Raw genomic sequence first — 13641 nt, 5'->3', positions numbered from 1 at the left:
CTTGATATGCGATTAGCCTTTTTCTTAACTAGGCAATATTGTGGCTCTGGCCACCGGCATCTTTGAACCAGCTATGGAGGTGCGTTTGCAAATCACTCAGCTGATCGGGGCCGATAATTGCCAGACCAAGATCTTGGGCGCGAACCAAATCGTGGTGACGCAATGGACGGAAGCTAACCAGCATGGCGCGGGCCTGTAGGCCACCAAGGAGATCTCGTAGCGACTCCAGTTTGTATAGGGTATCGTCACCGTCGTCACGCATGCCTTTGGTTTTACATTCGATGATATGGAGTTTGTTGTTCACCACTGTCGCGACATCTAGCTCGTTACGGACTTCTCGGTCGCCAATTTGGCGGTAAACTTGAACACCTAGCGAGTGGTCTTGAATGGTAGGAAGATCATTCTGGATAGCGCGAACAGTACTGTGCACTAGGTTCTCCAGCCATTCACCATTGGCAAAACGGCGAGCTTCTTCATGTTTGAAGGTTAGGATGCCGTCATGGTAGGTCGCAAGGCCGGTTTCTTCCAAGTCGTTGAGTAACATGCCCAGCTCTTTGTAGCCTTGCTGTTTCTCGCTCAAGCCCACATCAAGCTTTTGTTCCTTACGGCACGTTGTCGCCAAATAATTGAGGGTCGCAAGGCCAGGACCCAGCTCAAGGGCAGAGCTTGCCCAACGTTGGCCTAATTCCCATAGTTGCTCGTTGAGCTCTTCAGGAACGAGATTTTCAGGTAATTCACAGCGAGCACCAAAAATAGTCAGGTAATCGGCCAACTGGATACGGTCTTCTACTTGCTGTTGCTCACGATCTGCTGGGTATAGCCAGCACATTTCATCACTAAACGGCTCAATCACATAAATTGGCCAGTGGTAGGTGCGGAAAACTTCATAGGCCGATAGTAAGCGGTGACGTAGACCACAGCTGGCATTGAACCAGACATCGGTTTGTGCTGTTTTTAGTTTTTCGGCGAGCTCTATAATATGTGCGCGAATACTGGTGATATTGATGGAGTCAGGGATGATGAAAAATTCGGCCTCAATATTACGAGGAAGAAGAATAGACGCCAGTCGGTCGTATTGTTCTTGCTGTGACTCTGTACCGATAAAAATCATCTTATCGGCTGGGACGCCATGGTCGAGAAGTGGGGTGATCAGCCTTACGGGGTCCTGATCGATAATGCCAACATGTGTAATCATATTTATCCTTACGCGTTATCTGCGACTGCGCCGGCTCATCGATAATGGAATACAAAGGGTGGCCCGTGCTTACTAGTCTGTCAGTGACGCTTTTTAATCATCATACTTAATATATGCGGACAGTGTTCAATAAAATCAAGTCGCACTGTTGCGTATGCCTATATTATTTCTGTTTAATGCTCAGTACTGGGAGCCGTTTGGCTACCAAGCACCTTGACGTTGCTTGGGTATAAACTAATTGAATAAATTCAAAGAAATGTCTGAGCTATGTAAGTGTTTGTCAGGATAAATGAAGTTTTGTTCCATATTAAAGACTAATTTTGGAAGAAAATGATGTAACAAAGGGTTGCTCTGATGAGTTCCCAAGGGACGGGGTTTGCCGGGTTTCTATGTGGTGTCAGCGATTTCAAGTGATTTTCGCTGCATCAAGCCCCTTGAAGTTACCTGGGTATATGATGATTTGCAGAGGAAAAGCATTGAAATTATTGTGTTCTCAGAGACAATAAGTAGATAACTAATAAACAGAATGATTATGACCCAGAAACTAACCATCCTAGACATTGCCAAATTGGCAGGTGTTGGCAAATCAACCGTTTCCCGTGTACTCACCAACGATCCGAAAGTAAAGCCCGCGACAAGGGAAAAGGTCGAGCAGGTGATCCGTGAGTCCGGTTATGTCCCTTCCAAGTCAGCACAAGCGATGCGGGGTGGCAGTGCCAAGGTGGTTGGGATCATTTTGTCTCGTTTAGATTCTCCTTCTGAAAACAAAGCGGTCAGCGGTATCCTCGACGTTATCTACCAAGCCGGGTATGACGCCGTGATTATGGAAAGTCAGTTCAGCGCCGATAAGACCAACGAGCACCTCGCAGTGCTGCAAAAGCGCAATGTGGATGGGGTCATTGTGTTTGGGTTCTCTGGGTGTGATCTTTCCAGTATCGAACACCTCGGCCACAAAGCGGTCGTTATCGCAACGGACACCAATACCATTTCCTCGGTCGATTACGATCATCAAGGCTTAATCGAACTTGCTATGGATAAGTTGGTTTCAAATGGCAAACAAGTCATCAGCTATATTGGGGTTGATGAGTCTGACCGGACAACGGGTTTACTCCGTCTTAATGCCTACCTGGATAGCTGCCGTAAGCTGGGCATTGAGCCTAATTATCAAACAGGGCAGCTAAGTTACGACAGCGCTTACCACATTACCGACCAAGTCTTAAGCGACAGTACCGAGGCGATTGTCTGTGCCAGTGATACCTTGGCAATGGGCGTTGCCAAGCGTTTGCAGGAACTTGGCCGTACCGACATCCAAGTCTCCGGCGTAGGAGCGACGGATTTGCTGTCGTTTTTGTTCCCGAATACGTTCAGTATTGACCCTGGCTATTTTGAGGCCGGTAAAGTGTCAGCGCAGTTACTGATCAAGCAGTTGTCCGGGCAGCAAGAAATCACCCACCTGATCCAGCAAGCTTCTTATTGAGTTGGAATCCAAGGTCGTTGAATAGGCCATCAAGCAGGATCTAAATCACATTTCCGCTACTAACCTATAGGTACAGGTTGTGAACTGATTCACGAAATGGGAATGTTCCCATTTTCATCGGGTGGGGGATCTGAGATTATTCTTACCATCGAATGGGAACATTCCCACGTAATTGAAACTAACAATGACAGACAACCCAACACATTCCTATTTTTATAACGATGGACAATCGGCATGAGTAAGATTAACCAACAGCAGATAGAGCGTTTGGTCGAGTTAATCGGCGGTAAGGACAACATAGCCAGCGTCAGCCACTGCCTGACCCGTTTGCGCTTTGTATTGGCAGACACCGACAAGGCACAAATTAAAGAGATCGAAAAACTGAGCATGGTGAAAGGCTGTTTCACCAATGCCGGTCAGTTTCAGGTGGTGATTGGCACCGAAGTTGATGAGGTCTATAAAGCGTTGAATGACGTTACCGGCCAATCGGGTGCCAGCAAGGAAGAAGCCAAAGTTGCTGCTCGCCAGAACATGAGCCTGTTGGAGCGTGGGATTTCCCATCTTGCTGAAATCTTTGTCCCATTGCTTCCTGCGATTATTACCGGTGGTTTGATCCTCGGTTTCCGTAACGTTATCGGCGACATCAAGATGTTTGATGGCCAGACCCTGACCGAGATCAGCCAGTTCTGGGCAACAGTGCATTCGTTCTTATGGTTGATTGGCGAAGCAATCTTCTTCTTCCTGCCTGTTGGTGTCTGTTGGTCGACCGTGAAGAAACTAGGAGGTACCCCAATTCTGGGTATCGTCTTGGGGGTAACACTGGTTTCCCCGCAGTTGATGAATGCTTACTTGATAGGGCAACAACTGCCTGAAGTGTGGGACTTTGGCCTCTTCACCATTGAGAAGGTCGGCTATCAAGCCCAGGTGATCCCAGCAATGCTGGCCGGTATTGCGTTGGCTTTCATTGAAACCAATCTCAAGAAAATTATCCCCGCTTACCTATACTTGGTGATTGTGCCGTTTGTCTCGATCATTACTGCCGTTATTCTGGCTCACGCCTTTATCGGTCCGTTTGGCCGTATGCTGGGTGACGGTGTGGGTTACGCGGCACAAGCTGCCATGACCGGTGACTTTGCCATTTTCGGTGCAATGATCTTCGGCTTCCTATACGCCCCATTGGTTATTACCGGTATCCATCACACAACTAACGCCGTTGACTTGCAGTTGATGCAGTCGATGGGTGGTACGCCGATCTGGCCTTTGATTGCACTGTCAAACATAGCTCAGGCTTCTGCGGTAGTGGCCATCATTATCATCAGCAAGAAAACCAATGAACGTGAAATTTCAGTGCCGGCAGCGATTTCTGCTTACCTTGGTGTGACGGAACCTGCGATGTACGGCATCAACTTGAAATACAAATTCCCAATGCTTAGCGCCATGATTGGCTCTGCGATTGCAGCAGCAATCTGTGGCAGTGCGGGTGTGATGGCGAACGGTATCGGTGTCGGTGGCCTACCTGGCATTCTATCGATTCAGCCGCAGTACTGGCTGGTGTATTTCATCGCGATGGTCGTTGCAGTTGTGGTACCGATGGCATTGACCTTGTTCATGTACAAGCGTGCCGAAGCGAAAGGTGAGCTGAGTGAAGCAACAGCCTAGCTGATGGCCAGAATTATGGCCTAGGAATAGGAAAACCCCCTGAGTGATTTTGTAGCTGGTCGGAACGATTTCTAGGGCCAGCTACCTTTTTCTGATTTTTTAAGTGTGCAGGTTATTATGTTGAAAGAGCAACTTGAATGGTGGCGTACTGCTACGATTTACCAGATTTATCCAAAGAGCTTCTGTGATAGTGGCAGCAAGGGAACCGGTGATATTCAAGGGATCATTGCTAAGCTCGACTACCTCCAAACCTTGGGGGTCGATGCGATTTGGCTAACGCCGGTATATAGCTCGCCAATGATTGATAACGGCTACGATATTTCTGACTACTACAATATTAACCCTGATTTCGGCACCATGGCCGACTTTGATCAGCTATTGGCTGAAGCGCATCAACGCAGTATCAAAATTGTCATGGATATTGTGGTTAACCACACTTCAACTGAACATGCTTGGTTCCAGTCAGCGCTCGGTGATATGAACAGCCCGTACCGTGACTACTACATCTGGAAAGATCCGGTCGATGGCGCTGAGCCAACTAACTGGCAGTCGAAGTTTGGCGGTAATGCCTGGGCGCTCGATGAAGCCACAGGCCAATATTACCTGCACTTGTTTGCCAAAGAGCAGGCCGATCTAAACTGGGAAAACCCGAAGGTCAGGGAAGAGGTGAAAGATGTCATTAGCTTCTGGGCCGAGAAGGGCGTCGACGGTTTCCGTCTTGATGTCATTAACTTGATTTCCAAACAACAGGATTTCCCAAACGACGGTATCGGTGATGGCCGCTGTTTTTATACCGATGGTCCCCGTGTGCATGAGTACTTGCAGGAAATCAGCACTGCGGTATTCCAGAAATATGGCTCGGTAACCGTTGGCGAAATGTCTTCGACAACTCTTGAGCACTGCCAGCAATATTCATCACTGGATGGCAAAGAACTCTCTATGGTGTTCAACTTCCATCACTTGAAAGTCGATTACCCTAATGGCGAGAAGTGGACCCAGGCACCGTTTGATTTCCATCAGCTTAAAGCGATTTTTAACCACTGGCAGTTAGGCTTGAATGGCAAGGGGTGGGGGGCATTGTTCTGGTGTAACCATGACCAACCCCGCGTAGTGAGCCGATTGGGCGATGACAAGCAATACCGTGTCGAATCTGCCAAGATGTTGGGGGCATCAGTGCACATGATGCAGGGAACGCCGTATATCTTCCAAGGTGAAGAAATTGGCATGACCAACCCGGCATACACCTCGATCAAGCAGTATCGTGATGTAGAAAGTACCAACATGTACGACATCATGGTAGGCCAACAAGGGGTGAGTCATGATGAGATGATAGCTATCTTGGCGCAGAAATCCCGTGATAACGCCCGTACACCGATGCAGTGGGACGAGAGCGAATTTGCCGGTTTCTCCAAAGCGACACCTTGGTTACAGGTGGCGGATAACTATACGCACATCAATGCAAAAGCCGCGGTGGAAGACGAAAATTCAGTATTCCACTTTTACCGTCAGCTTATTCAATTACGTAAGGAAGTCGCTGTGATTACCGACGGTGATTACACTGATTTAATGCCTGAGCACGATCGTATATTCTGCTACAAGCGAGAATCAGACAGTCAGATCTTACTGTGTGTGAATAACTACTATGGTGAGAACGTGGATTGTCAGTTACCACCTGAGTTGGATGTGGCTAGTGGTGTGTGTTTGTTGTCGAACTATGCCGACTCCATGAAGGTACTTCAGGAAAATAACGTCACATTGAAGCCTTATGAGACACGGATTATTGTCATTGCCAAGTAAGCCGAGATTGACCGGTTACTGCTAGGTTCAATGATAAGAACGTCATGATTAAAATGGTTAATACTAAAAAAGCGCCGGACGGCGCTTTTTTAGTATTTGAAAAGCCCCCATCATGACGCCATCGCCAGATAACCTTGAGTCGGAGCCGTATTGGCTGTCACGGAGTCTTTAAGCTGACAGTATGTTTCAATTCGGGCATTGGCTCTTTCTACTTGACCTGGCAATGGTCGCGCTGAAGCATAGGGGCGAGTTCCCCAATAGAACTGATAGAAGGTCTCGAAGCAGCGAGCGACACGGTTGGGGGTAGATTCTTTTAGGCAACCATCAATGAGCTTCCAGGCTGGGCCTTGAGGGGGAAAATTTGGCTTAACTTTGGTGAGGTATGCCACTATCCACCGGCCACGATCTAGCGGTTTGTTCATACAAACGCCAATCGCAGTATGGGATAAGACAGTCATTAAATCATCCGTATTGGTATTGTATTCTTGGTGGGTTTCTAAAATAAATTTCAAAGGAGTCATAGTTAGTCCACTTCTTAATATTCTCTTTTTAGAGAAGATAATATTATTAGATAGGTTTTTATTTTACTGAACGTTGTATTTGTATTTTTGTTATTTTTTCTTTCGCTTATGTTCGATACTGAGTGCCACCTTAGCGGCAATAATCAGAAAGACAGCAAAGATTAATATATTGTGAAGGACAGCAATGAAGTCATGAGTATTCATACGACAGCATTCGCCATCATATACACTTGCGAAAATTCATTAACATTAATTTCAGATGGCATTTTCTCGGTGTCTTTCTTTAGAAGAGCAATTTTGAAATCTTTGATATCGGGAAAATGTGTTTTCAACGACATTCTGGTTAAGTCGCTAGCCCGGAGTGGGTGACTGGACGAATAGTGATAATGACCATCAGCGATATCTACCTGAAAGATGTATGTGCACGAGTCGCGTACAGCCCGAACATATACTTTGACTGTGTCAGGAAAGTAGTAAGCATAAACAGTTAACTCCGTATGGGATCCTGACTGCTCTAACACTTGGATGTCTCTTATTTCTACCGAGCCCTTTGTCGCAATGTTATTAGAGACTAATAGTTCTTCTACAGCACTCAAACGCGACTTCGAAAAATCGGTTCGTAGTTCGTAATGCTTGGAATTGATGGAGGTAGTGTAGAGCACAGAATCATCTGCCTCGAATATCTTTATGACTGTAGATTCCATTTTCATTCTCAATGTTGGTGAGTGAGCGCATTACTCAAGCCAATTAAGAGGAAGAAGCCGTAGACTTAAGCACGGCTTCTTCGCTGGCATGATGTTGAATGAGCGTGTGATATGCTGGGTATCAAACAGCGCGTGCGAATAGAGGCAGCTTTGTCCCTTCTTTAGTGAGAGCGAGTTGCCAAACACTTAAATTACGGCTGCGGAACGCGCCGGCACATGAAAGGAGGTAGTAACGCCACATCCGATAGAAGGTTTCGCCATAGTTATGCGAAATTTGGCCCCAATTCTCTTCAAAGTTACGGCACCAAGCCATGAGTGTTTTATCGTAATCTGGGCCAATATTGTGCAAATCTTCAATATTGAACGTGTTCTCCATCGCCGTCCCTAGCTGGGAAATAGACGGGATCACGCCGTTAGGGAAGATGTACTTGTTAATCCAAGGGTCGGTTTCTGACTGAGATTTTGGACTACCGATGGTATGGAGTAAAAACATACCGTCGTCTTTTAGGAAACGATTGGCGCAGGTAAAGTAGTCTTTGTAATTCTCTGGCCCGACATGCTCTATCATCCCGATAGAGACCACACGATCGTAGGAAATGGCAGGAACATACTGTCGATAATCCTGAAGGATAAAGCTAACAGGCAGGTTTTTTCGGCGGGCTGTTTCCATACCTAATGCGGTTTGTTCTTTAGACAGTGTCAAACCGTGGCATATCACGCCATAATGCTCGGCGGCATAGTTCATGAAACTGCCCCAGCCACAGCCAATGTCCAGGATGTGCATACCTGGCTTTAAATCCAGTTTGCGGCATATCAAATCGAGTTTTGCTGTTTGGGCACTATTTAAATCAAAAGACTCTTTCCAGTAACCACAGGTGTAGGTCATTCGATCATCTAACATAACCTTGAATAAGTCATTACCAAGGTCATAATGAAAAGGGACATCTTTATTACAACGTTCCACACTTTGTCGATTAAAGAAATTAACGACTTTTTGTCTACCAAGGTGAGCGCCCAGTAATAGCTTCGCTTTGACACCTAGCTTCTCTTCTAGATTGTGTTGTGTGATACGGTTGACTAACTCGTCTATCCTGTCGCAGTCCCATAAGCCTTCCATGTAAGTTTCACCCAACCCCAATGAACCATCGATGAGGATCCTGTCGAGAGCAGCCTCATCATGTAATCTAATATCCCAATCACGTGTACCGTTTATTTTAATATCGGCTGGGCTTAATAGTTCATTGAAAAGTTTTAAATATGACATAACTTACCTGCTGAGTTTTACATAACAGTTTGAGATTGAAAAGTATCATGATATTGATATCCATGATGTTCATTTTTTCCTAACATACTATTTAGTAGAACTAACACAGGGATTATGTAAATTATTATTCACGATAATATTGAAGAAAAACAGCCGAATGGAATAGCTAGCCTTTTCGAGGTTATTGTATATGTGTGTATGTAAAAATATTACATTGTAATTCCGATGATATTATATTGGCTAGTGTATATAGTAATGTCCGCATCCATTGATTGAACTATTTATAAATCTTAAAGATAACGGAATTGTCTTTGTATTCATCAGCTGACCTGGAAATAGGAATAATAGTCAGCATGTATATACGGTAAAACAATGACTGATACCACTACGATTAAATTGGCACTAAAGGCCAGGTATGACATTCAAAAAGCAAATTCGTCAGTATTAAAACTCCTTCCATTTATTGAACTTGAGCACAGTACGGTTGCTTTTCTGCCCAGTGATGTAGATGAGCTGAAACTTGCTCTTAGCAATATTCAGCGTTTTACGTATTACGTCGAAGCCGTTGCTGCCGAGGGGAAGAGGTTATCGAAAAAAGAAGCCTGATTATCTAGGAAAGTAAGGCGGGTAGGATAAGCAAAAGGGCATCTTGATAGATGCCCTTTTTAATGAGTGCTTAAAAACGTAATTTAAACGCCAGGAACCTGAGAAGCCAACAGCCAGATTGCCAAAACAAAGAAGATCAGGCCCATGAATTTGTGCTGGTTGGTACGGAACTTCTCATTTTTTAGCAGTGGCTGGCCTAGGCTACCGATCATGGTGACCAAGAACAGGTTGAACAGTAATCCGAGTACGTTCAGAAGTAGGCCAAGTACCAGCATTTGTTCACCCGAAGTCGCTGTGATTTGGGTGGATACAAACTGCGGCAGGAACAGAACAAAGAAAATCAGTGCCTTTGGGTTGAGTAGGTTACTGATCACCGCTCGGCGATACAGGGTTTTGGCTACGCTAGTGCTTTGTTCAACCGTTGGCGCGTCAGAAGGGTTGGTACGCATACAGTCCCAGCCCATTTTCAACAGGTAAGCACCACCTAGGAGCCGAAGTACTTGTAAGGCAATAGGGTTCATGGCAATCAATGCCGAGACGCCCATGGCGGCTAGCAGAGTAAGGATCAGTCCTGAAGTTGCATTGCCCAAGCTGGCAAATACCCCTACTTTTTTACCGTAGCTCAGGCTGGAGCTGGCGATTAGCAGCATGTCTGGGCCTGGAATCAATAGCAGGGCGATAACAGCAGTCAGATAAACAGGTAAAACGGATAGATCAATCATGGTACGTCGGCATTGGATTTACAAGGTGCTGGATTCTAGTCCTTTTTGTGGTCGATTTAAACGCATTGATTGTATTTTTTAGTTTGTTCATTTGATATGTGGGTATTTTGTATGCTGTTTGTTCTGAAGGTTAGCTTCTTCCCGTGCATATTGATTCAACTTTTGACCGTAGAGTCGGTACTCGGTCAAAAGTTCTTTAGGAGGTATGTCTTGGAATGAATAGATGCGAATGCAGAATAAATACAGTGTTTCAAAAGCTATCTAAATGTTATCAAATGTTTCCGTGTGGCTTTTTTCAATGGCGGGAATTTGAAAATAGATGCCATTAGTTTTATATGTGGGGTTATCTCTTTTTATTGCTATAGAGATGATGGTGATGGCGTTGCTGTTTTCTGCATCTAAATGTGTAAAGAAAGTGATGGGGTTACTCTGGAATCCAGCCTATGAAAATAATTATCATTTCTTTGTTGGTATTAAATTGTTGTTTTTATAGTTTATTTTGATTTGTGTGATGTTTGTTCATAATGTCTTACAAACTTTAATATGGTGCCTAAATGGCATTGATAAAGATCATATTGTGTTACTTCTAAATGGTTAATAGTGCCTGCAAACTAAAAAGAGGCATTATTAATGACGATAACCAATAAAATTCAGTCCTACCTGTTAAGTAGGCGGAAGTTTATGCAGCAGTCGGCCGCTGTTACTGGCGCTGCTGCTGCGGCGAGCTCAATGACCCTGCCATTTAAGGCCCATGCAGTAGATGTTAAGGCTGAGGGTGAAGAAACCATTAAATACAGTGCCTGCTTGGTAAACTGTGGTAGTCGTTGTCCATTCAAAGTCCATGTGCGTGATGGCGTGGCAGTGAAAATTTCTCCTGAAGACGGCGTGGATGAGGCGATTTTTGGCCAGCACCAAATCCGCCCTTGCTTGCGTGGCCGTTCTGCCCGCTTCCGCACTTATAACCCGGATCGCCTGAAATACCCAATGAAGCGGGTTGGTAAGCGTGGTGAAGGTAAATTCAAGCGTATCAGCTGGGACGAAGCAACGACGATGGTTGCATCAGAGCTACGCCGGATTATAGATACCTATGGTAGTGAAGCAATCTATTACCAGTACGGTTCAGGCACAACAGGGGCCAACTTACAGGGCCGAAATACCTGCCGACGTCTATTGAATTTGACGGGAGGGTATTTGAATGCTCATAACACGTACTCTGAAGGCCAGTTAAATACTATTCAGCCCTATGTATTCGGTCAGGCGGGTAATATTTATGGTACTGAGCAGCAAACGCTATTTTCTGAGATCAAGAACTCGGATCTGGTGGTGATGTTCGGTCAAAACTTGGCTGAAACCCGTATGTCGGGTGGCGGTCAGATTGCTGAAATTTACCACGCGCTTGAGCAGAGCAATGCCAAGGTGATTTTGATTGACCCGCGCCGCACCGACAGTGTTACAGCGTTTGCAGGTGAGTGGCTACCGATCCGACCGGGCACTGACGCTGCCCTTGTTGCGGCTATCGGTCATACCCTTATCAAAGAAGAGCTTGTCGATGAGCAAATGCTGAATCGCTATGCGGTGGGATGGGATGAAAATACCTTACCAGCGAGTGCGCCGGCAAATAGTTCATACAAGTCTTATATCTTAGGCTTGGGTGAGGATGAGACTGAGAAAACGCCGGAATGGGCAAGTCAGTTAACCGGTATTCCTGCGGTTCGTATCAAGCAGCTAGCGCGTGAAATTGCTGGCGCGAAAGCGGCTTGGATTTCACAAGGCTGGGGTTTGCAGCGTACTCAGCAGGGCGAGCAAGCATCACGTTCTATTTTGATGCTGCCAATCATGACTGGTCAGTTTGGCCGTCCGGGGACCAACGTTGGTTCATGGGGGGGGAGTGTCCCTTACCCTGTATCAGGCATGTCGACGGGTAACCCGATCAAAGCGTCAATTCCATGTTTCCTATGGACCGATGCTGTGGTTCGAGGCACGGAAATGACCGCTAAAGCGGACTATGTTCGCGGCGCTGACAAGCTGTCTACCAACATCAAGTTCCTGTGGAATTATGCCAGCAATGTATCGGGTAACCAGCATTCGGATCTGAATCGCTTGCACGAGATCCTGACCGATGAATCATTGATTGAGTTCAACTTGGTGTGGGATAACCACATGACGGCTTCTGCCCGCTATGCCGATTTGTTGTTGCCGGATGTTTCGACGTTGGAGTCAGATGACTTGATCAACAACTCCTATCAGTCAGGTGCTTATAACTATATCGTACGCCTGCAGCAGGCAATTGAGCCGATGTGGGAGAACCGCCCGACATACGATGTATTGGCAGATATTGCCGACAAGATGGGCCTCAAAGAAAAGTTCACCGAAGGTCGGACTTACCCGCAGTGGGTTGAGCATGCTTATAACGAAACCCGCAAGAACAATAGTGCTCTGCCACCGTTTGAAGAAACAGATGGCATGGGCATTATCGACCGTCGTGTGGCTGATAGCAGCCAGCATATTGCGCTGAAAGACTTCCGTGATAATCCAGAAGCAAACCCGTTGAAAACCCCATCAGGCAAGATTGAAATCTATTCTGAGGCTCTCGCTCAGCTTGCAGAGGAGCGTCCGGTTCTGGAGGGCGATAAGATCTGTGCCATTCCTGAGTATGTGCCGGCTGTCGAGGGTTTCGAGCAAAGCCTCGATCATAAGTATCCATTGCAGATGACGGGCTTCCATACCAAAGGCCACGTTCACTCAACCTATTCTTCTGTCGCGCAACTGCAAGAAGTGGCACCAGACCTGATCTGGATGAATGATCTGGATGCAATGCAGCGTGGCATCAAGAATGACGACATTGTCGAGATTTTCAATGATCGCGGTCGAGCGCGCATGCAAGCCAAAGTCACGGCTCGCATCATGCCGGGTACTGTCGCTATGCCAGAAGGCGGTTGGGCGAAGACTAACCGTGACGGTGTCGATGTTGGTGGGTGTATCAACCGACTGACGACCCAGCGAGCGACTGCTCTGGCGAAGGGTAACCCGCAGCACACTAACTTAGTTGAAATCAAACGAGTCTAAGGAGAATAAAAAATGAAGCAATACGGTTTTTTCGTAGACTCAGCAAAGTGTACTGGCTGTAAAACCTGTTCGGTAAGCTGCAAGGATGAAAAAGATCAGGATATAGGTCCTAAATTCCGTCGTGTATACGAATATGGCGGCGGTATCTGGAAGAAGGACGGCAATACTTGGACTCAAGATGTGTTCAACTACTACCTGTCTATCTCATGTAACCACTGTGATGAGCCGACATGTGTTGCTGGCTGTCCAACCGGTGCGATGCACAAGCGTAAGGAAGATGGTCTTGTTGTGGTTAACCAAGACGCCTGTGTTGGTTGTCGCTACTGTGAAATGCGCTGTCCTTATGGTGCGCCGCAGTTCGACGCTGAAAAGAAAGTAATGTCTAAGTGTGATGGCTGTTTTGAGCGTGTCGCCGAAGGCAAGAAGCCGGTATGTGTCGATTCATGTCCACAGCGAGCATTGGATTTCGATGAAATTCAGGTGCTGCGTGAGCGTTATGGCCAGCAGAATGCTATCGCACCGCTGCCAAATCCAGAAATGACCAAACCTAACCTAGTTGTTAAGCCGCATGCTGATTCGCGCCCGACCGGGGATTCGACAGGTGCAGTACAGAACCCTGCGGAGGTATAA

Annotated in this window: 11 protein-coding genes; 7 read left to right on the top strand and 4 right to left on the bottom strand. The window is 46.4% G+C overall.

Annotation, left to right across the window (positions count from 1 at the left end):
• Positions 1 to 28: 28 nt before the first annotated feature.
• Positions 29 to 1195, bottom strand: a complete 1167-nt coding sequence (locus L4D79_RS16910) for a Card1-like endonuclease domain-containing protein (RefSeq protein ID WP_428652746.1) — start codon at positions 1193 to 1195, stop codon at positions 29 to 31.
• A 532-nt stretch (positions 1196 to 1727) separates the two neighbouring features.
• Here L4D79_RS16910 and treR point away from each other — a divergent pair.
• The 3 genes from treR to treC all read left to right on the top strand — a co-directional run bounded on the left by treR (position 1728) and on the right by treC (position 6128).
• The gene (gene treR, locus L4D79_RS16905) at positions 1728 to 2672 is read left to right on the top strand and encodes a trehalose operon repressor TreR (RefSeq protein ID WP_428652745.1); all 945 of its coding nucleotides are present in this window, start codon (positions 1728 to 1730) and stop codon (positions 2670 to 2672) included.
• 234 nt (positions 2673 to 2906) lie between these two features.
• Positions 2907 to 4331 (top strand): PTS trehalose transporter subunit IIBC, encoded by a 1425-nt coding sequence (gene treB / locus L4D79_RS16900; RefSeq protein ID WP_428652744.1) that lies wholly within the window; start codon positions 2907 to 2909, stop codon positions 4329 to 4331.
• A gap of 117 nt (positions 4332 to 4448) precedes the next feature.
• Positions 4449 to 6128 (top strand): alpha,alpha-phosphotrehalase, encoded by a 1680-nt coding sequence (gene treC / locus L4D79_RS16895; RefSeq protein WP_428652743.1) that lies wholly within the window; start codon positions 4449 to 4451, stop codon positions 6126 to 6128.
• A gap of 110 nt (positions 6129 to 6238) precedes the next feature.
• Here the strand turns inward: treC and L4D79_RS16890 are convergent, their stop codons facing one another.
• On the bottom strand, positions 6239 to 6649 hold the full coding sequence (locus L4D79_RS16890) for a hypothetical protein (protein ID WP_428652742.1): 411 nt from the start codon (positions 6647 to 6649) through the stop codon (positions 6239 to 6241).
• 825 nt (positions 6650 to 7474) lie between these two features.
• Complete coding sequence (gene cfa, locus L4D79_RS16885) at positions 7475 to 8617, bottom strand: cyclopropane fatty acyl phospholipid synthase (protein WP_428652741.1); 1143 nt, start codon at positions 8615 to 8617, stop codon at positions 7475 to 7477.
• Between the two features lie 372 nt (positions 8618 to 8989).
• On the opposite strand from cfa, the gene L4D79_RS16880 reads away from it, so the two are divergent.
• Positions 8990 to 9223 carry a hypothetical protein gene (locus tag L4D79_RS16880; protein ID WP_428652740.1) on the top strand — a complete coding sequence of 78 codons (234 nt, stop codon included), beginning with the start codon at positions 8990 to 8992 and terminating at the stop codon, positions 9221 to 9223.
• 83 nt (positions 9224 to 9306) lie between these two features.
• Here L4D79_RS16880 and L4D79_RS16875 read toward each other — a convergent pair whose 3' ends face one another.
• On the bottom strand, positions 9307 to 9945 hold the full coding sequence (locus L4D79_RS16875) for a LysE family translocator (protein WP_428652739.1): 639 nt from the start codon (positions 9943 to 9945) through the stop codon (positions 9307 to 9309).
• Positions 9946 to 10264: 319 nt separating this feature from the next.
• Between L4D79_RS16875 and L4D79_RS16870 the strand changes: the two genes are divergently transcribed.
• The 3 genes from L4D79_RS16870 (at position 10265) to L4D79_RS16860 (ending at position 13641) form a co-directional block, all read left to right on the top strand.
• Entirely contained in the window at positions 10265 to 10438 is a 174-nt protein-coding gene (locus L4D79_RS16870) for a hypothetical protein (protein WP_428652738.1), read from the top strand.
• A 143-nt stretch (positions 10439 to 10581) separates the two neighbouring features.
• Entirely contained in the window at positions 10582 to 13011 is a 2430-nt protein-coding gene (locus L4D79_RS16865) for a DMSO/selenate family reductase complex A subunit (RefSeq protein WP_428653065.1), read from the top strand.
• A 12-nt stretch (positions 13012 to 13023) separates the two neighbouring features.
• Positions 13024 to 13641, top strand: a complete 618-nt coding sequence (locus L4D79_RS16860; protein ID WP_428652737.1) for a DMSO/selenate family reductase complex B subunit — start codon at positions 13024 to 13026, stop codon at positions 13639 to 13641.

Origin of the sequence: Photobacterium satsumensis (assembly GCF_050336935.1) — a bacterium.
GTDB classification, from domain to species: Bacteria; Pseudomonadota; Gammaproteobacteria; order Enterobacterales; family Vibrionaceae; genus Photobacterium; species Photobacterium satsumensis.
The sequence above is the reverse complement of the archived record's forward strand: the minus strand, read 5'-3'. Positions and strand labels throughout refer to the sequence as shown.

Bases quoted from the DNA above. Each gene is read 5' to 3' on its own strand.
- L4D79_RS16870 (WP_428652738.1), top strand. From the start codon at position 10,265: ATGCCATTAGTTTTATATGTGGGGTTATCTCTTTTTATTGCTATAGAG.
- L4D79_RS16880 (WP_428652740.1), top strand. From the start codon at position 8,990: ATGACTGATACCACTACGATTAAATTGGCACTAAAGGCCAGGTATGAC.
- cfa (WP_428652741.1), bottom strand. From the start codon at position 8,617: ATGTCATATTTAAAACTTTTCAATGAACTATTAAGCCCAGCCGATATT.
- L4D79_RS16875 (WP_428652739.1), bottom strand. From the start codon at position 9,945: ATGATTGATCTATCCGTTTTACCTGTTTATCTGACTGCTGTTATCGCC.
- treR (WP_428652745.1), top strand. From the start codon at position 1,728: ATGACCCAGAAACTAACCATCCTAGACATTGCCAAATTGGCAGGTGTT.
- treB (WP_428652744.1), top strand. From the start codon at position 2,907: ATGAGTAAGATTAACCAACAGCAGATAGAGCGTTTGGTCGAGTTAATC.
- L4D79_RS16890 (WP_428652742.1), bottom strand. From the start codon at position 6,649: ATGACTCCTTTGAAATTTATTTTAGAAACCCACCAAGAATACAATACC.
- treC (WP_428652743.1), top strand. From the start codon at position 4,449: ATGTTGAAAGAGCAACTTGAATGGTGGCGTACTGCTACGATTTACCAG.
- L4D79_RS16860 (WP_428652737.1), top strand. From the start codon at position 13,024: ATGAAGCAATACGGTTTTTTCGTAGACTCAGCAAAGTGTACTGGCTGT.
- L4D79_RS16910 (WP_428652746.1), bottom strand. From the start codon at position 1,195: ATGATTACACATGTTGGCATTATCGATCAGGACCCCGTAAGGCTGATC.